This window comes from Iodobacter arcticus (assembly GCF_042664895.1).
GTDB lineage: Bacteria > Pseudomonadota > Gammaproteobacteria > Burkholderiales > Chitinibacteraceae > Iodobacter > Iodobacter arcticus.
This window is the reverse complement of the sequence record NZ_JBHTBQ010000015.1, coordinates 20,030-42,303: the sequence shown is the minus strand read 5'-3', so window position 1 is coordinate 42,303 and position 22,274 is coordinate 20,030. Positions and strand designations below refer to the sequence as shown.

Annotated in this window: 23 protein-coding genes; 10 read left to right on the top strand and 13 right to left on the bottom strand. The window is 47.5% G+C overall.

Features of this window, described 5'->3' with window-relative positions:
- Positions 1–17 precede the first annotated feature (17 nt).
- The 13 genes from ACFQNF_RS10165 to ACFQNF_RS10105 form a co-directional block, all read right to left on the bottom strand.
- Positions 18–443: a cache domain-containing protein gene (locus tag ACFQNF_RS10165; RefSeq protein ID WP_380187882.1), complete on the bottom strand. Its 426-nt coding sequence runs from the start codon at positions 441–443 to the stop codon at positions 18–20.
- Between the two features lie 243 nt (positions 444–686).
- Entirely contained in the window at positions 687–1,652 is a 966-nt protein-coding gene (rpoS, locus tag ACFQNF_RS10160; RefSeq protein ID WP_380187881.1) for an RNA polymerase sigma factor RpoS, read from the bottom strand.
- Positions 1,649–2,656 (bottom strand): peptidoglycan DD-metalloendopeptidase family protein, encoded by a 1,008-nt coding sequence (locus tag ACFQNF_RS10155; RefSeq protein ID WP_380187880.1) that lies wholly within the window; start codon positions 2,654–2,656, stop codon positions 1,649–1,651. The genes rpoS and ACFQNF_RS10155 overlap by 4 nt, the downstream gene beginning before the upstream one ends.
- Positions 2,657–2,774: 118 nt before the next feature.
- Positions 2,775–3,446: a protein-L-isoaspartate(D-aspartate) O-methyltransferase gene (locus tag ACFQNF_RS10150; protein WP_465262210.1), complete on the bottom strand. Its 672-nt coding sequence runs from the start codon at positions 3,444–3,446 to the stop codon at positions 2,775–2,777.
- Positions 3,431–4,174 carry a 5'/3'-nucleotidase SurE gene (gene surE, locus ACFQNF_RS10145; RefSeq protein ID WP_046349799.1) on the bottom strand — a complete coding sequence of 248 codons (744 nt, stop codon included), beginning with the start codon at positions 4,172–4,174 and terminating at the stop codon, positions 3,431–3,433. Before surE ends, ACFQNF_RS10150 begins: the two co-directional genes overlap by 16 nt.
- Positions 4,175–4,249: 75 nt before the next feature.
- Positions 4,250–5,140, bottom strand: a complete 891-nt coding sequence (locus ACFQNF_RS10140) for a DMT family transporter (RefSeq protein ID WP_380187879.1) — start codon at positions 5,138–5,140, stop codon at positions 4,250–4,252.
- A 69-nt stretch (positions 5,141–5,209) separates the two neighbouring features.
- Positions 5,210–6,826, bottom strand: coding sequence for a methyl-accepting chemotaxis protein (locus ACFQNF_RS10135; protein ID WP_380187878.1), 1,617 nt, complete (start codon positions 6,824–6,826; stop codon positions 5,210–5,212).
- Positions 6,827–7,171: 345 nt separating this feature from the next.
- Positions 7,172–7,900, bottom strand: a complete 729-nt coding sequence (locus ACFQNF_RS10130) for a LytR/AlgR family response regulator transcription factor (protein WP_046349798.1) — start codon at positions 7,898–7,900, stop codon at positions 7,172–7,174.
- A gap of 14 nt (positions 7,901–7,914) precedes the next feature.
- Complete coding sequence (locus tag ACFQNF_RS10125) at positions 7,915–8,955, bottom strand: sensor histidine kinase (RefSeq protein WP_380187877.1); 1,041 nt, start codon at positions 8,953–8,955, stop codon at positions 7,915–7,917.
- Between the two features lie 48 nt (positions 8,956–9,003).
- A complete protein-coding gene (locus tag ACFQNF_RS10120; RefSeq protein WP_380187876.1) occupies positions 9,004–10,179 on the bottom strand; it encodes a hypothetical protein in 1,176 nt (391 codons plus the stop codon).
- 3 nt (positions 10,180–10,182) lie between these two features.
- On the bottom strand, positions 10,183–10,938 hold the full coding sequence (locus tag ACFQNF_RS10115; protein WP_380187874.1) for an outer membrane lipoprotein-sorting protein: 756 nt from the start codon (positions 10,936–10,938) through the stop codon (positions 10,183–10,185).
- Positions 10,939–11,046: 108 nt separating this feature from the next.
- Positions 11,047–12,423 carry an ABC transporter permease gene (locus ACFQNF_RS10110; protein WP_380187873.1) on the bottom strand — a complete coding sequence of 459 codons (1,377 nt, stop codon included), beginning with the start codon at positions 12,421–12,423 and terminating at the stop codon, positions 11,047–11,049.
- Positions 12,420–13,139: an ABC transporter ATP-binding protein gene (locus tag ACFQNF_RS10105; RefSeq protein WP_046349792.1), complete on the bottom strand. Its 720-nt coding sequence runs from the start codon at positions 13,137–13,139 to the stop codon at positions 12,420–12,422. Before ACFQNF_RS10105 ends, ACFQNF_RS10110 begins: the two co-directional genes overlap by 4 nt.
- 432 nt (positions 13,140–13,571) lie before the next feature.
- On the opposite strand from ACFQNF_RS10105, the gene trpE reads away from it, so the two are divergent.
- From trpE to ACFQNF_RS10055, 10 genes are all read left to right on the top strand, one after another.
- Positions 13,572–15,041, top strand: coding sequence for an anthranilate synthase component I (gene trpE, locus ACFQNF_RS10100; RefSeq protein WP_380187872.1), 1,470 nt, complete (start codon positions 13,572–13,574; stop codon positions 15,039–15,041).
- A gap of 70 nt (positions 15,042–15,111) precedes the next feature.
- The gene (locus tag ACFQNF_RS10095) at positions 15,112–15,768 is read left to right on the top strand and encodes a glycine-rich domain-containing protein (RefSeq protein WP_380187871.1); all 657 of its coding nucleotides are present in this window, start codon (positions 15,112–15,114) and stop codon (positions 15,766–15,768) included.
- Positions 15,769–15,901: 133 nt separating this feature from the next.
- Positions 15,902–16,411, top strand: coding sequence for a superoxide dismutase [Cu-Zn] SodC (gene sodC / locus ACFQNF_RS10090; protein ID WP_380187870.1), 510 nt, complete (start codon positions 15,902–15,904; stop codon positions 16,409–16,411).
- Between the two features lie 155 nt (positions 16,412–16,566).
- The gene (locus ACFQNF_RS10085) at positions 16,567–17,253 is read left to right on the top strand and encodes a TIGR02117 family protein (RefSeq protein WP_380187869.1); all 687 of its coding nucleotides are present in this window, start codon (positions 16,567–16,569) and stop codon (positions 17,251–17,253) included.
- A gap of 103 nt (positions 17,254–17,356) precedes the next feature.
- Positions 17,357–17,533 carry a PAAR domain-containing protein gene (locus tag ACFQNF_RS10080; protein WP_380187867.1) on the top strand — a complete coding sequence of 59 codons (177 nt, stop codon included), beginning with the start codon at positions 17,357–17,359 and terminating at the stop codon, positions 17,531–17,533.
- A gap of 161 nt (positions 17,534–17,694) precedes the next feature.
- On the top strand, positions 17,695–18,255 hold the full coding sequence (locus ACFQNF_RS10075; protein WP_380187866.1) for a hypothetical protein: 561 nt from the start codon (positions 17,695–17,697) through the stop codon (positions 18,253–18,255).
- Positions 18,252–18,929, top strand: coding sequence for a hypothetical protein (locus ACFQNF_RS10070; RefSeq protein WP_380187865.1), 678 nt, complete (start codon positions 18,252–18,254; stop codon positions 18,927–18,929). The genes ACFQNF_RS10075 and ACFQNF_RS10070 overlap by 4 nt, the downstream gene beginning before the upstream one ends.
- 467 nt (positions 18,930–19,396) lie before the next feature.
- Complete coding sequence (locus tag ACFQNF_RS10065; protein ID WP_380187864.1) at positions 19,397–19,819, top strand: hypothetical protein; 423 nt, start codon at positions 19,397–19,399, stop codon at positions 19,817–19,819.
- Positions 19,820–19,933: 114 nt separating this feature from the next.
- Positions 19,934–21,058 (top strand): PIN domain-containing protein, encoded by a 1,125-nt coding sequence (locus tag ACFQNF_RS10060; RefSeq protein WP_380187863.1) that lies wholly within the window; start codon positions 19,934–19,936, stop codon positions 21,056–21,058.
- Positions 21,059–21,288: 230 nt separating this feature from the next.
- The gene (locus ACFQNF_RS10055; protein ID WP_380187862.1) at positions 21,289–22,245 is read left to right on the top strand and encodes a hypothetical protein; all 957 of its coding nucleotides are present in this window, start codon (positions 21,289–21,291) and stop codon (positions 22,243–22,245) included.
- Positions 22,246–22,274: the final 29 nt, after the last annotated feature.

The window sequence follows — 22,274 nt, the reverse complement described above, 5'->3', positions numbered from 1 at the left end:
AGTCTTTCCTGATTTAATTATTTATCCGGAAAATAAACACCCGCACACACTATAAATTGATTGTTATTTTTACAGAACATATCTTTTTTTAATATTTTCTTGCTAATAGGATCAGTAAACTTATATTGATGCCAGAATTCCTGCTGACTTGCTGCCAATTTAATTCTTTCTTTTATATATTCTTTGCCACTGATATCCACGATATTCATGAAATTTTTCCCTACCATTTTTGCTGTTTGCCCATGCGCACGGCAAACACCCTGCCGATCATAAACGGCAATATAAATATCTTTATCCACAAAAGCCTGGCTGGGTGCAGTAAAAGCCGCAAAGCTTTCCTGCGGACCATTTACATTGAGATAGGCAATGGCTTTTTTAACCATGTTTTCTGCATCCACCCGCCCGCCTCGTTCATCCTCTTTCGCGATAGCGGGCATCATCATCAACAGCAAAACCAGCCCTATTATGACTTTCATCTCTATTTCCCTATTAATCAATAAATAGTAGGAGGATGAATCACGGTATAGCTGATCTCTGCCTTCAAATCTATGTCATCGCAAGCGGCATAGTTTCACCTTCACCCTTGCTTAGGCGAAAACAAGCATTTGCAATCATTTTTAAGAAATCAGGCCATAAAAAAAACCAGTGGATCTCACTGGTTTTTTATAAACAGAGGTACTTCTCGATCAGAGCAAGACATCACTCGTTACGCCATACCGGCGTAAGATACGGCGTAATTGTTCTAATGCTTCAATCTGAATTTGCCGCACACGCTCACGTGTTAAATTTAAATTGGCGGCCAAGTCTTCTAAAGTACAGACTTCATAACCATTCAAGCCATAGCGGCGTTCTATTACAATTCTTTGTTTTTCATTAAGCTGCTTTAACCATTCACGCACATAACGCTCTACTTCGGCATTTTGTAATATGGCTTCAGGGCCATCGTGCTGATCATCAGGAATGGATTCACCAATGGTGAGCATCGGATCAATATCCAGAGGCGCATCTAAAGACGCAACTCTTTCATTTAAGCTCATCACCCGGCGCACATCTTCTACTGATTTGCCCACCAAATGCGCAATATCTTCAATCACAGGCTCATGCCCCAATTGCGCTTCCAAATGCCGCTGAGCACGCAAATAGACATTTAATTCTTTAATCACATGCACCGGCAATCGAATAGTACGTGATTGATTCATAATTGCGCGCTCTACACTTTGCCTGATCCACCACGTGGCATAAGTAGAAAAGCGAAAGCCCCGCTCAGGGTCGAATTTTTCTAATGCATGCATTAATCCGATATTCCCTTCTTCAATTAAATCAAGCAGGGTCATGCCGCGATTAATATAATGCTTGGCGATATTTACGACTAAGCGCAAATTGTGCTCAATCATTTTTTGCCGGGCCTGAAAATCTCCCTGAACCACGCGCCGAGATAAGGCGCGCTCTTCATCAGGGGTGAGTAATTTGCTTTGGCCAATTTCATTCAGATAAATCTGCGTGACGTCGCCGGTACTTTCATGAACATGTGCTTCGGCTTCATCTGCAGCGGGTTCGGCCTCAATCTCCGCCCCCTCTTCTTGCTCGGCCTTCTCGAGGTCTTCTGCTTCCTCGAGTAATTCCTCTTCCAGAATATCAAGCTGATCGTTCATTTTTTTTCCGCTTGGATGTATTTTGCAGGGTCTACCGGCTTCCCAAATCTGCGCATTTCAAAGTGCAGTTTGACCTGATCACTATCGCTATTACCCATCTCAGCAATTTTATCCCCCTTTCTTACTTCATCCCCTTCCTTGACTAGAAGTTTACTGTTATTCGCATACGCAGTCAGGAATTCTTGGTTATGCTTAAGAATAATCATTTTCCCATAGCCACGTAAACCTGCTCCTGCGTAAACAACCTTACCCTTAGCTGATGCAATTACAGACTGGCCTATTTTTCCAGAGATATCAATACCGCGATTTTCCTCAGAAAAACCTTTTACTGCTTTTCCTGCTGTAGGCCAAACCCAATCACCCAGCTTTTCATCGGCATTATTTGGTGCAGAAGAGGCATTAACACTTGGTTTTTCTGCTGTTTTTACAGCTGAGGCCCCCCGCACCTCAACAGCCCCTAGCGCCACTGATCCGGCAGAAGCGGCGACAGACGGTAGTTTTGTGTTGTCAGATTGTAATTTTGGCGCAACAACAGGGCCTTCAGAGAGCGCAGCCACGGCACTGGCTGATTGTGCGCCGTAGGGGACTTTCACTACTTTGGGGTAGTTTTTATTTTCTGCCTTAAGCTCTGTTTTTATGTCTGTTTTTTGCACATCATCCGTTTTTAAAGGCCGGATTTCAACGCCGCCATCGGGTGCGGTCAAGCGTAAGGATTGATCGATTTTAATTCCGTTCACATCGCTTACATTATTCCACGCCGCTAAATCACGATAGGCCAAACCATGATCAAGCGCGATACGATAGAGGGTGTCGCCTTTTTTAACGATGTAAGCTGCCGGACGTGGATCTGCATTCATAGCAGGCACAAGCGGCGCATTAACACGGGGGGCTGGCGTTACCGCTTGCTGGCTATTGCGATCAACAATCGGGGCGGGGGGGCTAGGCTGGCTGGCGCACGCGCCAAGCATTAAAGCCAAAGGGGCACACAGACATTGCCAATTCACAGATTTATCTCCTTACTTATAAATAAATCAAGACTGCCACTCACAGCACTCAAGCTCGCAAGCGCAACGGACGCAAGCAAACCGCGCCCATCATGCACAGATCCTTGATCAAAAAGATTTACACAACACCGGGTAGTAGCGGCACAAAATGAACTTTTTCTAAACGCGTTTCTACAAAGCCTTCTTCTGTACGCTCAATCTGACGCAACTCTTGCTCGGCCTCGCCGACCGGAAAAATCAATCGCCCCCCTACTTTCAGCTGAGGGAGCATATCTTCCGGCAAAATAGGCGCGGCGGCAGTAATAATAATGACATCATAGGGAGCGGCTTCGGCAAGCCCCTTGCTGCCGTCGCCATGGCGCAGGCGCGCGTTATGCACCCCTAGCTTGCTCAAGCGCTCACGCGTGGCTTTATGCAAGCCCCCGATCCGCTCGATGGAATAAACCGTTTTGAACAATAAAGCCAGAACCGTTGTTTGGTAGCCGCACCCCGTACCGATTTCCAACACTTTATCGTGCTGAGCCGCAGCCATTGCCAGCTCGGTCATACGAGCCACAATATAGGGTTGAGAAATCGTCTGGCCAAAACCAATCGGCAATGACACATCGTCATAGGCTTTATGCGCCAGCGCCTCATCCATAAAACCGTGACGGGGCACTTCAGCCATCGCAGCAAGCACCGCAGGATGGCTGATACCCTGCGCTTTTAAACGATCAACCAGCCTCGCACGAGTTCGGGCAGAGGTCATGCCTGCACCGCCTAAGGCGGCAATATTTAATCGGATAGCCATGTAGAGACAAGATCAAGTTGAGATTTAGCGGTTAAATCAACCGACAAAGGAGTCACAGAGACATAGCCATGGGCTACAGCATAAAAATCAGTCCCTTCACCCGCATGGGACACTTCCCCCACCGGCCCTACCCACCAAATGGTTTCGCCGCGCGGATTTTTGGATTGAATCACGCCGGAGGATTTATGTCGACGCCCCAAACGCGTCATTAACACCCCTTTTAATTCTGCGTAAGGGATATCCGGTACGTTCACATTTAATAAAACAGGCGATGCAAATGGGGATGCGATAAAGCGCTGCACTAAATCTCGGGCAACCTGAGCGGCCGTAGCAAAATGCTGCGGGTTACGCGACGCCAAAGAAATCGCCATCGCAGGCACGCCTAATAGATGGCCTTCTGTAGCAGCCGCCACCGTACCGGAGTAAATCGTATCATCGCCCATATTCGCGCCATGATTAATCCCTGAAACCACCATATCAGGCAGAGATTCCATCAGGCCCGTTGCGGCCAGATGAACACAATCGGTTGGCGTGCCGTTTACATATAAAAAACCGCTTGGTGCTTTACGAACGCTTAAAGGGCGATCCAAAGTCAATGAATTACTGGCCCCGCTGCGATCCCTCTCTGGCGCGCAGACAATCACCTCGCCTTCTTCACGTAAAGCATCTGCAAGCGCAACAATACCAGGGGCAAAATAACCATCGTCATTCGACAACAAAAATCGCATGAATTTCTCCTTAAACGCCGCACGTCATCAACGACAGCAAGCCAGCGGGCAATACATTTTTTATAAAGCCCCCTGTCAGGGGCTCAGGCTAACACTTTTATTCATTTTTAAGGCGCTTGATAATATGCCACATGCCGCAATCAAAGCCATGGCGATATAACTGGACAAATGAAGCTGCTCATCCCAGAGCAATACAGCAAATAGGGTAGCAAACAGCACCGTCAGATAAGCGAGGCTTGCCACTGCCAGCGTCTTGCCCCGGCTATATGCGCGCGTCATCGCCAACTGTGCAACCGTGGCAGAAACACCCAAACCAAGCACAATCCAAATATTACGGCTGTCCAGCATGGTTAAAGGCTCATCTTGCAGTCCCATTAATACAGCCGCACCTAAAGATGAAACCAGAGAAAAGTAAAAAACCGTACGCCATGCAGGCTCACCCGCCTGACCCAATTTATTCACATTAAAATAAGCCACTCCGGACAGCAGGCCAGAGAGCAAACCCAGTAAACCTGCCTGCCATTGCGCGCTTTCAAAGGTAGGCTTTAACAAGAGCACCACCCCCACAAAACCAATCATTATGGCGAGAATCTGGCCGCCTTGCGGTTTTTGCTTTAGATAAAAGATGGTAATTAACGTTAAGAATAAGGGCGAGGTATAGCTGAGCGTCACCGCAGTAGGCAAGGCCAGATGAGCAATCGCATAAAAATAAAACAATAATGCAACAAAACCAGCCACACAACGGGACATATGCAATTTCAGCATAGGCAAGCTTACTTTTAATGTATTTCCTTGCAACATCACCACAAATAAAATACCAACAAACCCCGCAATACAGCGATAAAAAACCAGCTCCGAAATAGAAAACTGCACACTGCCCAGTTTCACAAAAACACCCATGATTCCAAAGCAAAAACAAGCCAGAATCATCCAGAAAGAACTCGATTGTTTTAGCCGCTGTAACATTACCCCTCCAAAATTAAATAGCAATAAGCCCCATTTACACGGGGCTTATTGAATAAAATGGCCTGTTTATTAATAAAGTCGGTAGCCAGAAATCGTTTTTTGTACCGTTTCAATTAATTGCTGCAACTGATCTGCCGAGGCAGCTGATTGCACAGCCGCATCATTTGTTTGTTCAGACATATGCGCGATTTTTTCAACCTGCTGTGCCATTGCCGTGCTGGCGCTGCTCTGCTCAACCAAAGCTTCAGAAATATCCACAACATAATTAACCACTAAATTTGAAGCCACACGGATATTAGCAATAGCCGAGCCTGCATCCCGCGCATGGGCCACGCCTTCTTCAACCTGCAACACCACTTGCCGCATCCGCGCCACGGCTCTGTCCGAGCCCTCCTGAATAGCGCTCACCGTATTGGCAATTTCCTGGGTAGAGCGGCTGGTACGCTCGGCTAATTTACGCACCTCATCGGCCACCACGGCAAAGCCGCGCCCCAGCTCTCCTGCTCTTGCCGCCTCAATTGCTGCATTCAAAGCCAATAAATTGGTCTGATCAGCGATTTCTTTAATTTCATTCACTACGGTGCGGATCTGATTGCTTTTAAGCTGCAAATCGCTCATTTCTGCCGAGGCTTCACGCACTGTGCCGGCAATCGCATCAATTTCTGTCACCGTTGTATTAATCACACGCTCACCATCGCTGGCTAAACGACCGGAATCCTGAGTGTGCGCCTTGGTGTCTCTGGCGCGCTCGGCCACATGATTAATACTTACTGTGACTTCTTCAACTGTTGCGGCCATATGCGCAGCTGATTCACTTGATACTGCAGAAATTTTTGTAAGCTGCTGGGTATTCGCCGACACTTCAATCGCCGAGCCTGACATTTTTTTAATCGATTGCTCGATACTCACAAAACTTTTTTGTACCGTTTCTAAAATATGATTAACTGCTTTAACCAACTGGCTAATTTCATCATGACCACTAACCGGAATACGGCCAGTAAAATCAAGATTTTTTTCAATATAAGACAATGCCGCCAGACTCTCTGTCATTGGCTTTTTAATTGCCCGATAAATCAGTACGCCAATAAAGGAAACCAAGACCACGCCCAAACCAGAAATCATCAAAAACAATACCACTGATTTAGAATTAGCTGATTCAGCCTCAATAATCACTTTTTTAGCATGATCTTCATTAAATTTAACCAAGCCGTTTACCGGCTCAATCACAGCGGTAAATTTAGAAAACCCTGTGGTATTCGCCAGCTCAAATGCAGCCGTAAAATCGCGATCATCTGATAATTTAATCGCATTCATATACAGCTGATCGTAATCATTATATGCCGATTGTAATTGCTTATAGAGCGCTCCATCCTCTTGCTCGGAAGCCAGCTGGCTATAGGCATTGATATTTTTCGTCAGCAAATCACGATTCGCCGAGACAAATTTAACAATTTCTGCTTTTTCCTGATCTTTAGAAGACAAAATATGCACAAATAAAACAATACGATTTTGATTCAGATCATTGGCAATTCGATTAGCCAATAAAGCGCTTTGCATTGAGTGTTCAGAAATATACTTTAAACGCGCGGCCTGATCATTCAGCTTGGATACGCCCAGCAGCATAACTGACAGCAAAGAAAGTAACGCAACTGCGATTAACGCAGTTAAACGTTGTGAAATATTCATTATCAAACCCCTGGCAGCGATCAGACTTAAGATTGTTTTGCTGTGCAAAAACCAGATTGGGCTCTATTTCATGCTTTGCGGGGTAAATTAACGGCTACTCACCACAAAATATTGATTACGCTTAAATCAGGCCTTTACTTATGACGAACATAACGTTCGACAAGCAGCAAAAAAACTCAATATTTTTATCAGAGCTGAGATTCTAAGCCAGAACAGCCTTAACGGGGTACATAAGAATTTGCTGTTTTGAAAAAAATTACTTTAAAACGCAATAAAAACGCAACATCCGCGGATGCATTCAAGCTTCACAACGACGCTTACCTATTGCTCAATAGATTAATAAAACTACATCTGCCTGAATTGCGCCGCAAAACTACGGCTTAAAGGTAAGGTGTGTTGACTATTTTTAAGCTCAATACGCTGCCGCCCAAGAATATCCCGCTCAATACGCGCAACCACATGCAAATTCACGATATAAGCCCGATGCACTTGAGCAAAGCTTTTAGCTTGTAATTGCGGCAATAAATCTTTTAAAGAAGTTCGGATTAAATGCCGCTCGTGCGCAGTGACCACCTCAGTGTATTTATCCGCCGATTGAAAAAACAGCACCTCATCCACCGCCACCAAACGCGTCACATCCCCCAGACCCACAGTTAGCCATGCCAGCGGAGCCGCTTCTTTTTGTATGCTGCTCAATAGGGCGTTGAAATCAAACTGCGGCTTACGCTCCCTTTGCAAACGAGTCACGCATTGCAAAAGCCGATCATCACTCACCGGCTTTAACAGGTAATCAAGTGCCGAATTATCAAACGCTGAAATCGCATATTCATCAAATGCGGTAACAAACACCACCCGCGTATCACGCAAAGTGCTGGCCACCTGCAAGCCACTTAAGCCCGGCATGCGGATATCTAAAAAAGCAAAATCAGGCGAGAGGCGATTGAGCTCACTCACCGCTTCTAGCCCGTTTTTTACCACGGCCACAATATTTAAATCCGGCCAAAGCACTTGCAAGCGCTCTGCAAGACTGCTGGCAAGCAGCGGCTCATCGTCGGCGATTAAGGCGGTGGGCATGGGGTTTCCTTCGCTCAAATTTTATTCAAAGGCAGGGTTAATTCAGCAATCACACCACAGGGTACATTGGGATAAAGCGCCAAACGCCCCTGTTTGCCATAGAGGTTTTCTAAACGCTTACGTACATTAGGCAGGCCCACGCCTTCTTCCCCGGCCGTTTGCAAACCCAAGCCCGTATCGTAGACCCGCAAGCGCAGTAGTTTTTCAAAGACATCCGCCACAATATGCAGCTGGCCGCCCTCGATTGCAGGCTCAATGCCATGCTCTAAGGCATTTTCTACCAAGGGCTGCAAAAGCAGCGGCGGTAAGAGCGCAGCTTGTAAATCGGCGGGCACATCGATCTGGTATTGCAAACGATCGCCAAGGCGAATTTTGGTGATCGCCAGTAAAGCACAGACTAAATCCAGCTCTTCAGCCAGCGTGACTTGCTTTTTACGTGTGCGGCTTAAGCTGGCACGCAAATAATCATTTAAATGATCGAGCATAGTTTGTGCAAGCGCCGCATCGCGGGTAATTAGGCTGCGCATATTCGCCAAGGTATTAAATAAAAAGTGCGGCTCGATTTGCGCTTGCAGCATGGCCAATTGCGCGGCGATTTCAGATTGCCGCACTTCTGCCAGCTGCTGCTGTTCTGTAGCCAGCTGGGCGCGATACGTTTGCGAGCGATAAAGCACAAAGAAAAAACCCGTTGCCGCCACCGACACCAGAAAAGCCAGAGCAATCCAGCGCCATTGATACTGCGGATTAAGCCAAAAATAACTAATAACATCGGGTGCACCTAAAAAATAGGCCAGCTTAAAACCACAGAATAAGCCCAGTGGCAGCACCACAATCAAGCGCCATAAACGATGCCCGCCCATGCCGCCACCGGAGCAAAAAGCGAGCGTATTCAGCGCAGAAATACTAAAACCGATCGAATGCGAAATCAGTAAGTTATCCAGAAAATACTCTGGCTTACTCGATAAAGTGCATAACACGGCAATCAGCGTGTTCACCACCAATAAAACCGGCAAATCACGCCACCAGCGCGCCAGTAACAGCGGAAAATTAATCATGGTTGTGGCCACTGTTTAAAAAGATCAGGTAAAAAGCGTCAAACACCGCTAAAAGAAATACTTTAATAACAAGCTGCTTGATCGCCTCTCGGGCAAAGCGCCGTACTGGCTGAGCGCATTCCCACGATTAAGCTGCCATTCCCAAGCCACATCAACCGTTTTAAAGTGATAACGCGCCTCAAACCACGCCATATCACTACTATCAATTAAATCATGCCGCCACATCGCCGCCAGCTCCAGCTGGGGCATTAAATCCGGCCAACGAGCCTGAACCATAGTGGCTTGCCGAGTGAGCATAGACTGGCGCGACTGCGCCTCGTTGCGGTAACGCCAATAGTCTTGCAATGGCCTCCCTTGCAAAGCCTGCCACTCTGCTGCGTTTTTAGCTCCGCCATCGTACTGATATTCCAAGCTAAGCGACAGCTTGGATTCAGATGTCCAGGTCAGCCCGCTCGCCAGACGATAAACCCGCCCACCTTCGGCGGTGCTGAGCTCGGCATGCAGCACCGTTGCATCATTGAGTAAGCCGGTTAAATTCAGCCCGAGCTGCGGCTGAGAATCAGCGTCGCCAAAGATTAAGAATTGCGAAGAAATCGCCCCATTCTGGCTCAAAGCCAGCAAATAACGATTGCGCGGGTTGCTTGCCCCCCAATCAAAGCTGAATGCATCGCGATCTGCATAATTTGCCAATTTCGGCGAAATCAGCCCAGTAAACGCCCCGCCTGCCCAGAGCTTTTGCCCACGCAACATTACACTACCCTGACGATTTTCACGTAAGCTAGCAGGAGCCACCGAAACCACCGATCTGACCGCTCCTTCTTTAAAGTAATCGCTGGGGTTATAGCCCAGCCCCACGCCGTAGCGGGTATTGATACGGCCAAAATCTAGGACCATATCGTCCACCGGCTGCCAGCTTACATACGCTTCTTTTAAAGTATTGACCTTGCTTTCCGGATCTTGCCAACCTGGCCCGAAACCATCGAGCCGATCCGCCAGCACCACGCGCCAATCCGCCGCCACTCGGGTATCCAGACGAAAATCCAAAGACCGGCGCTGGGTATTTTCATAGCCATGATCCAAACGCGCCCTGCCCCACGCGCCTTCCACCGACAGCAGCCAATCGCTGCTTTCTACAGGCGCTGCCGAAGTCTGATCCGCCAGCAGCAAAGCATCCTGATCGCTGGCGAATGCGGCAGAGCACAGCAAGCCAATAAGCCATTTCATCGCTTACTCCGGCTTAAAGCGGGGTAGATAATCTCGCTGCAACCAGCTGGTCGGTACATCACGCCAAGCATAATCGCTGTTTTTAATCACCGTGACCCAAGCGGGGTCCAAACCATCAATAATCACCGTTTCACTCGGGCGCTCAGCCCCCAGCTGAGGCTGATAACGGCGGAAATAAGCCGTTTTTAATAAGCGCCCGCTCTCTGTATAAAACAAGGATTTAACCGGCTGCTTGCTGGTTTTATCCAGCCACATTTCAATCGAGTGATAAGTAAGATCCGGTGAAATCGCTTTAAGCTTTAGCTTGTAACAAGCTCGATTTTTACGATCCCCATCCTGTATTTCTTCTTCGCCAGCCAGCTCTGCACGGTAATCCAGCGCCAAATTAACCGTCAGCACATCGCCATTCGCCGCCTGCCCCAGTAAACGTTGCTGGGGTGAAATCCGCACACTGGCTTTGCTGGCCGGATCGTAAAACCACAGATCATTGCCATCTTTAAGCATCAATTTGCCGGCATCACGAATAGGTGCCACAAAGCGAATCAAGTTACGAAAGCGCCCGCCATCCGGCCGTGAATAAATCGCCAGCGTATTTCTATCGGTTTCTTTGCCTTTTCGGTATTCGATCAGCGTGGAAGTCAGGCCAAAAGATTGAGTCGGATTACGAATTGCATCGCTAGCCGCCAGCAAAGCCTGAGCATCCATGCTGGCAAAACTAGCGCTACTGATGAACAGGCCTAAAACAAACAGTAGTTTCATCAAAATCTCCATATGGCTTAAGCAGCAAAGTAAAGCACATCAATCAGCCGAGTTGGCGCAATCGCCCGCAAGCGGCTTAATGCAAAAAGATGCAATGCGGGCCTCTGCTCAGGCGTGCCGTAAGGCATCCACAATATTGAGCTGAGCAGCGCGCCTTGCCGGCCACCATGCAGACAGTAAAGCCACCCCGATCAGCCCAAGTGCCGTAGTCAATAACATCTGGCTTTCACCCCACACGCGTACCGTAAGCGGAATAGGATCTACATTGCCCGGTGGGGTCCAGGTAAAGCCGCTGTGATTCACCAGCCAAGCTAAAACCAAAGCGGTAAACACGCCCGTCACCGCGCCCATCGCCCCCAGGAGCATCCCCTCACAGACAAATAATTGGCGAATGCCAGACTGACGCAGCCCCATGGCACGTAAAGTGCCAATTTCTACCGTCCGCTCCACCACCGCCATGCTCATGGTATTGCTCACGGTAAACAGCACAATCGAGCCAATCAGTAAGGCAATAAAGCCAAAGATGGCGGCAAACATGCCCGTAATTTGCCCGTATTGTGGGTTAATCACGGTGTAATCCAGCACCTCTAGCGGCTGCGCTTTAAGCGGCCCAGCCATTAGTACCGTCAGACGCGCCCTAGCTGCCGCCATTTGGCTGCTGTACTTAAGCTGCAATACAATTGCCGTCACCTGCGGCGTGCCCGCGCCATAAATTAACTTTTGGGCCTGCGATAAATGCAGGCCCACAAACATATCGTCCAGCTCTTTCACGCCAATGGTTTCTGCCTTCACCACGGTTAAAGCCGCCACATTGGGCGCGCCATGCGAATTAGCTGCCAGCATTTCAATACGCCCCGTAATGGCTTTACTGCCAGTCCCTTCCGACAGCGCCATCACATCAGCAGGCGCATCGGAGCCACTGCTTGCTTCAGCGGCAGGCTGTGGGCAATTTTTAACGTGTAAAGCGCCGCACAAAGCCAAAACCCGCGCCACTCCCGTGCCAATCACCACCGAATCTTCTGATGTGCCCGTCAGCGCTGATTGCTTGGGTGTAATAGGAAAATCATAATCATTCCAAAGCCCTAGCTTGTTCTGATCTTCCACCACCACACCGCGCCCAAGCACGGTGCGTGAAACGCCCGCCGAATAATTCCCAGCAATGCCGCCCAAGCTCAGCGTGGGCGTAATCACATTCAGCATGGGCGCCAGCACAGGGTCTTTTTTAAGCACACTGAGCAGCGCCGGGTAATGGGCAATTCCGTAAGCCGCCGGATTGCCGTTGCCATACAGAAAGTAATCTTTATGCTGAATTTGCAAATGGCCGCTGCTTTGTACAAAGCCGGTTTGCAAGCCCAGATTCAGATCCTGGCTATAGCCGCCAAATAATAAGATGGTAACCGCCCCCACCAGCATCGCCAGCAGCGTGGCCAGCGAGCGGCGATAATTGCGTAAGAGATTACGTAGCGCTAAAGAGAAGATATTCACACCAGCACCTCCTGCTTTTTCACAGCCGATCGGTCGCGCTGCTCTACAGACACAATTCGTCCGTCGCGAATCAAAACGGCATCATCGGCCTCGGCCAACACCTGCGGATCATGCGAAGAAAACACAAAGCTCACCTGATGCTCCAGCTGCATACGGCGCATCAATTGCAAAATCGCCTTGCCGGTCTGGCTATCCAGATTGGCCGTTGGCTCGTCGGCCAGCACCAATTGCGGCGCTGGGGCCAGTGCTCGTGCAATCGCGACTCTTTGTCTTTGCCCGCCGGAAAGCTGCCCTGGGCGATGATGTGCTTTATCAGCCAACCCCACCGCATCCAGTAAATCCATCACGCGGGTTCTGCGTTTGGCAGCAGGGATATTCAACATGCGCAGCGGGTATTCCACATTTTCAAACGCAGACAACACCGCTAATAAATTGAAATTCTGAAAAATAAAACCTAGATGCCGCGCTCTGAAATCAGCCAATGCATCATCAGGTAGCTGCGCAATATATTGCCCCGCCACAATCACATCCCCCTGATCGGCCCGATCAATGCAGCCGATCAAATTCAGTAGCGTGCTTTTACCACTACCGGACTGACCAGCAATCACCGTAAAGCGGTTGGGGTAAATAACGAGATTGACCTCTTGCAAAGCGGGCACATCCACCGAGCCTAGGCGATAGTGCTTACTAACCTGTTTTAAGATAACGGGGTACATGAGCAGTCCTCATTAGGGGAATGCCATCAATATATGCGGCCTTTCTGCTCGCTTTCAGCTGATGTGATAAAACGCCACCAAGAGAAATAAAGCGTAAAAAATAAGGATGAAATACTCGGGCAATAAGGTACTCAGCGTGCTTTTAACCCCGCCTTGCGAGATAAGGCGAATTTAAAGCGCAAGCGATGTGCGCTTTATGCACAATGACGCCGCTGACGAGGCCTTAATCGGGCTATTTTCAAACTGAACACATCAATAAGGTTGACCATTTCAGTCAAGATCGGCAAAAATCAGGGTTAACGCCTCACTTTTCAGAGCACCATGGACTTTTACTCCAACACATCACGATGGCGTCGCTCCTGATTTCTCTGCCCCGCCTTTCTTGCCTAGCTGTCACTGCCTTAACGCAAAGACAAACTTTGGAGTACGCCCATGTTATCGATTGATGAATTCAACGCCCTTAAAGACCAAGGCTATAACCGCATTCCGCTGACACTAGAGCTGTTTGCCGATTTAGATACCCCGCTATCTGTTTATCTGAAGCTCGCCAATCAGCCTTACACCTATCTTTTAGAATCGGTAGTCGGTGGCGAGCGTTTTGGTCGCTACTCCTTTATCGGCCTGCCAGCACGCACGCGTTTAAAAGTAGTTGGAAACCACACCGAAGTGATTTGCAATGATGAAGTGATCGAAACGTATCAGGGCAATCCGCTCGATTTTATTGAAAGCTTTCAGCAACGCTATCGCGCCCCGGCCAATAAAATGCTGCCGCGTTTCTTGGGTGGTTTAGTCGGCTATTTTGGCTACGAAACCATCAGCTATATCGAGAAGAAACTCGCTAGCACACAAAAGCCTGATGAAATTGGCGCGCCTGATATCCAGCTATTGCTATCTGAAGAATTAGTGGTCGTTGATAATTTATCCGGCAAGCTGTTTATGGTGGTGTACGCCAATGCCGAGCAAAACAACGCTTACCAAATTGCCGCCGATCGCATACACACCCTGCGCATGGCATTACGCGAGCCTGCAAAAATCCCGCTGCAAGGCAAAGCCCCCAGCCAAAGCCAGATGACATCAGGCTTTGGCGAAGAAGCCTTTAAAGCCGCTGTGCTCAAGGCTAAAGATTACATTATTGATGGCGACATCATGCAGGTGGTGCTTTCGCAGCGGATGAGCTTGCCCTTTGAAGAATCGCCGCTCTCGCTTTACCGGGCGCTACGCTCCTTAAATCCATCGCCCTATATGTTTTTCTACCATTTTGGTGACTTTCATATTGTGGGTGCATCACCAGAGATTTTGGTGCGTCTTGAAAACGACACCGTGACCGTGCGCCCGATTGCCGGCACGCGCCCTCGCGGCAAAACCCGTCTTGAAGACGAAGCACTCGCCGCCGAACTCTTGGCCGACCCGAAGGAAATTGCCGAGCATATTATGCTGATGGATCTGGGCCGCAACGATGCGGGCCGCGTAGCGCAAACCGGTAGCGTAGCAGTCACCGATAAAATGGTGATCGAGCGTTACTCGCATGTGATGCATATTGTGTCTAGTGTGGAAGCCAAGCTTCAAGCGGGTATGAGTAATATCGACGTACTGAAAGCCACCTTCCCTGCCGGTACGGTTTCGGGCGCACCTAAAGTGCGAGCCATGGAAATCATTGCCGAGCTTGAGCCGGTGAAGCGCGGCATTTATTCAGGTGCAGTTGGCTATCTGGGCTTTAATGGCGATATGGATGTGGCCATTGCGCTGCGCACCGCCGTCATCAAAAATAAAACTCTCTATATGCAAGCAGGGGCCGGCATCGTGGCCGACTCGGTGCCCGAAAGTGAATGGCAAGAAACCCTGAATAAAGCCCGCGCAGTCTTACGTGCGGCGGAGCTCGTACAGGATGGTTTAGACGCTTGATAGGCTGCTTCCGGGCGTATTGAATACATCCGGAAGCCCCCAGCAATAGCACTTTCAAATAAGAGCTGACATGCCCTTTCTTATTCTTGCCCTTTGTATCTTCCTTTTCATCATGTGGCTGCAGCTTAGAAAAGCAGCTAGAGCAGATTTCATCCGCAGCTATATGTTTCCTGCGGGCTTACTCGATAAGCTGCAGAAAACACGCCCGGAGCTAAGCCTTAAAGACAGGCAGCTGGTAGCCCACGCCTTAAGGCAGTTTTTTTTGGTTTATCACAAGAGTAGCCATCACCAGATTGCCATGCCCTCGCAAGTGGTCGACGATTTATGGCATGAATTTATTCTTTACACCAAGAACTATCAGGCCTTTTGCCAAAAAGCCTTTGGCCGCTATTTGCACCACACACCTGCCAGTGCAATGAGCGCCAATAATAACGATGGCTTACGCAAAGTGTGGTACTACGCCTGCCTTGAAGAAAATATCAACCCAAAACATCCTACCCGCTTGCCTTTGCTCTTTGCCTTAGATGCAAAATGGAATCTGGCCGATGGCTTTTACTACTCGCCTGATTGCAGGCAACAAACAGGCAATGGAACCGTGCATTGCGGCGCCGATTTTTTTACCAGCGATAGCGGCGGCAGTAGCAGCGAGAGTAGTAGTGGTGACAGCAGTGGCTGTAGTGGCGGGTGCAGCGGAGGATGTGGTGGGGGCGGCGGCGGAGGTGATTAGCTGAGGCGGCGATCTTCGGCAGATACCGTATTATTTGCCCATGCGGCCTAGAACCACAGGCCTATACTGCTGAGACGCATCGAAAGCACCTTGCCTTTCCTGCTTATCACTTTGATTACATAAAGGATACGCTATGAAAATCGCCAGTTTATCGATCTTCCTTGCTCTAAGCGCCCATGCCGATATCACGGTCCCTATGGATTTAGTCGATGACAAAGGCAGCGTTAAATCAATCGGCCATATCATCGTTTCAGAATCAGCCTACGGCCTCGTCTTTACGCCTGCTATTGAAGGCTTAAGTGCAGGCATTCATGGCTTTCATATGCATGAGAACGGCAGCTGCACACCTAAGGAGCAAAATGGCAAAATGGTGCCTGCCTTATCCGCCGGTGGGCATTATGATCCACGCGGCACAAAACGCCACGGCTCGCCTTGGGGCGATGGCCATTTAGGGGATTTACCCGCGATGATTGTGGGCGAAGATGGCAAATATACTCACCCCCTGCTTGCTCCCCGTTTAAAAATGGGCGATTTAAAAGGCCGCAGCTTGATGATTCATCTGGGCGGCGATAATCACGCGGATCACCCTTCTCCATTAGGTGGAGGCGGTATGCGGCTTGCTTGTGGCGTGATACCAAGCTAAGCCTTTAAACAAAATCGGGCCGGGTTTGCCTTTAAAATGGCCATTTATATCCGGCCATTATTCACCCCAATATTCAATGAGCAACTGCGGCCCGATACTTATCTGCTTTTATTTTACTCAAACCCATCCCATTTTTAATCTCAATTTACTTTTAAATGATGCCCCACTTATTTCAATCTGTTGCAGTTTTACTCTGCTTTATTTCTCTATTTTCCCTAGCTGAAAATACCCCGGAACGCGCCTCTGCCGCTCCTTCAAAATTCAATAAAATTTATGTGGTAAATAATGGCTGGCATACCGGATTAGTGGTGCCTGCCCAACCATTACAGGATTTATTTCCTGAATTAAAACAGCGCTTTGCAAATGCGGCCTACTTAGAAATTGGCTGGGGGGATAAAGGCTTTTATCAAATACCGGATGTCACCGTAAAAGTGGCATTACGCGCAATATTTGGTTTATCTGGCTCCATTATCCATGTGGTTGCCCTACCCCAATCACCTGAGCGGCATTTAGCCCGGCAAAACCCTCGTGCCTTTTGCCTGAATCCCCAACAACTCAGCGCGCTTAATCAATTTATTGCCGCCAGCTTTTACCAAAACAGCAGCAAAAACATCATTGCAGGCCAAGCAGGAATTTACGGAGACAGCCAGTTTTACGAGGCAGTTGGCTCCTATCACTTATTCAATACCTGCAATAGCTGGACAGCCAAGAGCTTACAAAGCGCAGGCCTTGAGATCAGCGCTTTTTTAAAACTGACGGCCAGCAGTGTAATGGATGCGCTGAGTAAACTTCCCTCAGGCTGTGCAGTAGAGGCGCTTCCGGAAATCCCCAATGTGCATTAATTACGTCAGCTTACCTAGCCCATAAACCCTAGCTCTAATTGTTAGTGGAGTAAGCAAATATTAAAATTAATATACTAATCTTGGTCCCTCATAGGTAGCAGGCATGAAAAGAGTAATACGCTTAGGCGAGCAAACCAGCCACGGCGGCGTTGTAGTCAGTGGAGCCGCACGCAGTAATTTTTTTGGCAAAGCCGTTGCACGAGTTGGGGATATGGTCAGTTGCCCTATTCCTAGACACGGCTCTTGCCCGATTAGGCTACCGCTACAACCCTACAGCTGACGCAGGGAAGGCGCTCTCAGATTTTAATATGGAACAACAAGGCGAGCTTATCTCCCATTATTTTGCGGCAATTACCTTCCCTAAAACAGCGGGACTGCGTTACACGAAAATCATGCCATTTTTACGGTCAGCATTAGCTGTATTTTTAGGGACTCCATCTAATGCGTCACTTCTTCCGAGCACCACTCATGTTCCGCGCTAGTGCAATACTCATAGTCTTGCTTTGTGGAGGAAGTGCAAATGCGGCATCCAAACTCTACGAAAATGATGCAGAAGTCGTTCTACAAAACGGCAAGCCATGCTTTTTTGTTAAGGCACTAGAAAATCATAGTAATTGGCAAGGCTTTAATATTAATGTCTATTACAGAAATACATCATCAAAATTAGCTTGGTCCCTGACTTCCAAACAAGATACGCAAATACCTAAACCAGATTCTGCGCGACGTTGCATAGGCTACGGCCAGCGCTGGCCCATGAGCAAAGAAGAACAAGCCCCGCTTAACTTAGAAAACAATGTCATTTACAGCGCAATCATTGAAGCCCCTGATGACACCCAATATGGCGGAGAATTTATCAATAGGCACGAAGTCAGCTTTTGTATTCAGAAAGACACGCAGGGCAAGCCAACTCTTACACAAATAAATCAGCAGAATGGTTGTACTTCAGAACCATTAAATACCTCAACATTCTGGCAAAGGCTATTTGGCAAAGAGTACCGATGAAACACAAAGCCCCACTAGCCTGCCTATTCCTCTTGGCATCTTTCGCAAACGCTGGAAATACTTATGATGGGTATGAGAGCTACTACTCCACCTTATCCGACGCTATTTTTAAATCAGCAGATAAGCATGAGTTGGAAGCATTTAGCACACCACCCAGTGGAAATATAAAATACTCATGGGGCGGGAAAATCAAAGGCCAGCAGCGCCATATATCAGTCAGTAATGGCTTAATTAAAATTGATGGTAAGTCTTTGCAAATACCTAAAGCAAGGATATTTCCTGGCGAAATAGCAAACATCGAAGATCAGGGAAGGAATGCCGACGTTTATTTATCAAAAGACTATGCCTGCCTTGAAAGTGTCCCCCCCTCTTCCAGTGGAACAGCGATCAGGCATACATCAGTTTATTTAATTAATCAAAAAACAAAGCCTGTTGTATTTTTAAAACTACCAAGTCTTTTCGCATCTTGCACTGGAATTCGAATTAATCCACAAGGATTAATTACTTTTGATAAGGTCGAGTACCAATACGAAAAAGGAGAAGATTACCCTAGCGGCGTAAAATTCACTGAGTACACAAGCTATAAACAACAATTTCAAAAATCAGAAAAAGAAGTCGCAGGCAAGTTTATTGAACCAGATAACGTATACAAATTTATTATTGAAAATAAGTAATATCTTATCGTCGGTTAACATCACACAAAGCAAAAATTATTTATAATTTTTGCTTTGTGTATTTATACAGTCTTGCACCCCATGCGTGAGGGGTTTAAATCTAGCTAATAAAATCAAACACTTATAATTAAGTCACATTAAAAGGCATCACCACAAGTCGAAACAGATAATCACCCTGCCCCGCAAAAACCCCGCAGAAGAAATAATTAAACAAAGCAGTTAAGACATCTATTTTTATATCAAATTCATGCCATACCTTACGCTAAACCCTAAGAAATCAGTAGCTAATCTGACTCAATAGCAATGAAAGGGTGGGACCCCCTGCTCAATCGGGTGTAATATATCGGCATAAAATACTTCAGGCCTCGCCCCACAAGATTTTTCAAAGGTGCGCGGCGTTTTTATACGTCCAAGGTGGTGGTTTTTCTGCCCTTTTAGGGTGTCTATATCTTGTTAGGCAAACAACTATGATTATTGAATTTTTAACCGAACTAGGGTTTAAAAAATATGATTTAGCACTACTTATTTTTTGTCCTGCGGGGGCGGTTATTGGAAGCCTTGCTCAATCAATATTAGTTACAATAAATCCAAATACCCCACCAAAAAATCCGACAAAAACCTATCGAGCACCTAGCCACCTTGCTGAAGCCCGTAGTGCATGGCTAACTCTAAGGCTTATGCTTGGTGCAATTCTTGGTTTAGTAATCGCTCTCTATTTTGTTGGTGCTCTCCAAGAGAATCTTACTACACTCGCAAAAATTGTTGCCTTATCTATTCTTCTTGGATATTCCGCTCCTAAAATATGGGTTACTCAAGAAAGAGTTTTGATTAACCGAGTAAGCGAACTGGTAAATCAAGAGCTAAGAAAACATGAGAAAATTGAACCTTAATTCCACTATGAATCGTTGCCTAACCCGACATTCAAGCGGGACGCCTAACGGCGCCCCTTAATTCAAACGTTATGCATCTATTCAGTTTCTGCCGCTTGTGACCACAGGAAAAATATGAAATACGGCGCAATTACTCTTGATACGTCTATTTTTGATCAGCAGGGACTCAAGCTTGATCGCGGGCTTATGAAAACTCTGGAACAATTCAATGGAAAACCTATCGGTCTGATTTTGTCAGAAATTGTGGTCCGTGAGGTTCATAAGCACTTAAGCAAGAAAGTAGTCGAGACGCGTGCGCAGCTTGAGCGAGCCTTCCACCAAAGCGCTGAATATCTCCCGATAGATCCTTCGAAGCTTAAAGATGCACGAGCCAACTTCATCCCAAACGATTCCGATCAAGACATATCAAAGGAAAAGGTAAAGTCATTTGTCGAAAGAACAGGGGCGGAGGTGATTAAGGCTGAGGATTATGTTGACATATCAAACCTCATCAAGCGCTACTTTCAAGCTGCTCCGCCATTTGCAGAGACCGGAAAGAAGAAAAATGAGTTTCCTGACGCCATAGCATTGGTATCTTTGGAATCATTTGCCAAGAAGAATAATTACAAAATTCTCGCAATCTCAGCTGATAGCGACTGGGCTGAATTCGGAAAGCAATCTGAGTGGATAGACGTTATTGGTGACCTATCGGAAGGCATTGCTGCATTTCAGCCTCAAGAGGCAGCATTCAAATTTTGCGAGAGGCTTGGCGGAGAGTTGCTGAGTGGTAATGCCACGAACATCTCTGCATCTATTGATTCTTTCCTCTCGTCAGCAGTTTCTGAAATCGATGCATACCCCGATGCGGATTCCGCGTTCTTCTGGGATGCCGACTATGTTGAAATTGAGTTTGTCGACTTTGAGATTCTACAAGATGCAGAAGAGCGCCCACGCCTATCCCCCGTGCAATTTCAGGACGGAGACATTTCTATTGCATTGTCAGTATTAATCCGCGGAAGGGCCTCGGGCAAATTTTCTCTTTCGGTTCACGACTCAATAGATAAAGACAACGTTTCTATGGGTACCGCAACCAAGACCGTTGACTTCGAATTTGAGTCAGAACTCCTTCTGTCAGCCAAGGGTGACTTTGAAGGCGATATTGATGAAGTCGATGTGGATTCAATCGAGTTACTTGCCTCACCACGATATATCGACTTCGGCTCTTTGGAGCCTGATTGGTGGCATGACCCGGATGCATAACAAATCGTTCCAGGAAAACCTATAGGGTCAGGTCTTACATTTGACATGAAATAATCAATTTAATTTACTTTGCAAACCCACTGTAAATTTTCTCTGATGTGAAATGTAAGACCTGACCCCAAGCTTTTTGACAAGCTTTTCGAAGTAGTGTTTTATCTAACACTTCATTCAACTGGGACGGGCTAACGCCCGCCCGTTAATTTCAACGTTAGGCTTATTGCGGAGAAACCATGCAACTCAGTGAAGATCAATTTGCAGAACACTTAAATGATCGACTACGAATGCTTTCTCGTTCAGCCGAGGCATACGACCAAGGTGACTATGCTGAAGCCACTAGGCTAGCAGGTTCTATTGTAAAGATAATAGGCGATCGGAAAAGGAAGAGCGGAGAGCCAAGCAAAAACTTTGTTTCCTTATCCACTCACCTTGGTGTAAAACCAGCGTCGATGGTTGACACCGCTCTCCATGGAGCAATGGAGCAGACAAATCTTCATGGGCCATTATTTATCCTTGGCTTTCATGTTACAGGAGCAAGTGGACTTGCTCCTTTGCTCGACGGATTCCCACAAGACAATCTCCCGTCGCCAAAATTGACGCCATTTGATAAGTGGTGGGGAGACCCAATTCTTCGCGATGGAAAAGGAAACGAGTTTTCAAGACAGTACATCATTGAAACCATGCGCGATAAAGAGGATGCGCACACAGATGGCGAGCTAGATTCTGGATACGCATCGATATCCTACCGGGGCGCAATTGGCATCACTCAAGTCAATCTGAACTCACACACCTTTGATTCCAATCCCGCCAGAGTAATTGCAAGACAAGTTGCACATGAGGTGCTCAGAACCTTCTCTCCCCAGATACCTCCCAAATGGATTCAAACTAGAAGCCTCAAGGTGCAACCAATCATGCTTTATGAAATCCAGGAGCAAGACGAGAGTGGCAATTACACCGCGATAACTGATCATAAAGCGATTGAGTTCAGGAGTGAGTCGACCGCCTCACCGGAGGTATGGCAGGAATGGCAAAAATTCATCGCTCCCTCGGCGCCAATAGAAGAAGAAACTACTGCTGGGGCAATAGCTAAAGCAAAGAATTTCAGAGTGAAAGCCGTTTTTTTAAACTACGCCCCCTACCCAATTGAAGGTGTTCAAGCAATGATATCAATGTTGCACCCCGTCAAGTAAGTTCGGGCGGTTACGTGCAACATCACGCT

Coding starts and splice junctions, on each gene's coding strand:
- ACFQNF_RS10165 (WP_380187882.1), bottom strand. CDS start 443: ATGATGATGCCCGCTATCGCGAAAGAGGATGAACGAGGCGGGCGGGTG.
- rpoS (WP_380187881.1), bottom strand. CDS start 1,652: ATGAACGATCAGCTTGATATTCTGGAAGAGGAATTACTCGAGGAAGCA.
- ACFQNF_RS10150 (WP_465262210.1), bottom strand. CDS start 3,446: ATGGCTATCCGATTAAATATTGCCGCCTTAGGCGGTGCAGGCATGACC.
- surE (WP_046349799.1), bottom strand. CDS start 4,174: ATGCGATTTTTGTTGTCGAATGACGATGGTTATTTTGCCCCTGGTATT.
- ACFQNF_RS10140 (WP_380187879.1), bottom strand. CDS start 5,140: ATGTTACAGCGGCTAAAACAATCGAGTTCTTTCTGGATGATTCTGGCT.
- ACFQNF_RS10135 (WP_380187878.1), bottom strand. CDS start 6,826: ATGAATATTTCACAACGTTTAACTGCGTTAATCGCAGTTGCGTTACTT.
- ACFQNF_RS10130 (WP_046349798.1), bottom strand. CDS start 7,900: ATGCCCACCGCCTTAATCGCCGACGATGAGCCGCTGCTTGCCAGCAGT.
- ACFQNF_RS10125 (WP_380187877.1), bottom strand. CDS start 8,955: ATGATTAATTTTCCGCTGTTACTGGCGCGCTGGTGGCGTGATTTGCCG.
- ACFQNF_RS10120 (WP_380187876.1), bottom strand. CDS start 10,179: ATGAAATGGCTTATTGGCTTGCTGTGCTCTGCCGCATTCGCCAGCGAT.
- ACFQNF_RS10115 (WP_380187874.1), bottom strand. CDS start 10,938: ATGAAACTACTGTTTGTTTTAGGCCTGTTCATCAGTAGCGCTAGTTTT.
- ACFQNF_RS10105 (WP_046349792.1), bottom strand. CDS start 13,139: ATGTACCCCGTTATCTTAAAACAGGTTAGTAAGCACTATCGCCTAGGC.
- trpE (WP_380187872.1), top strand. CDS start 13,572: ATGTTATCGATTGATGAATTCAACGCCCTTAAAGACCAAGGCTATAAC.
- ACFQNF_RS10095 (WP_380187871.1), top strand. CDS start 15,112: ATGCCCTTTCTTATTCTTGCCCTTTGTATCTTCCTTTTCATCATGTGG.
- sodC (WP_380187870.1), top strand. CDS start 15,902: ATGAAAATCGCCAGTTTATCGATCTTCCTTGCTCTAAGCGCCCATGCC.
- ACFQNF_RS10085 (WP_380187869.1), top strand. CDS start 16,567: ATGATGCCCCACTTATTTCAATCTGTTGCAGTTTTACTCTGCTTTATT.
- ACFQNF_RS10080 (WP_380187867.1), top strand. CDS start 17,357: ATGAAAAGAGTAATACGCTTAGGCGAGCAAACCAGCCACGGCGGCGTT.
- ACFQNF_RS10075 (WP_380187866.1), top strand. CDS start 17,695: ATGCGTCACTTCTTCCGAGCACCACTCATGTTCCGCGCTAGTGCAATA.
- ACFQNF_RS10070 (WP_380187865.1), top strand. CDS start 18,252: ATGAAACACAAAGCCCCACTAGCCTGCCTATTCCTCTTGGCATCTTTC.
- ACFQNF_RS10065 (WP_380187864.1), top strand. CDS start 19,397: ATGATTATTGAATTTTTAACCGAACTAGGGTTTAAAAAATATGATTTA.
- ACFQNF_RS10060 (WP_380187863.1), top strand. CDS start 19,934: ATGAAATACGGCGCAATTACTCTTGATACGTCTATTTTTGATCAGCAG.
- ACFQNF_RS10055 (WP_380187862.1), top strand. CDS start 21,289: ATGCAACTCAGTGAAGATCAATTTGCAGAACACTTAAATGATCGACTA.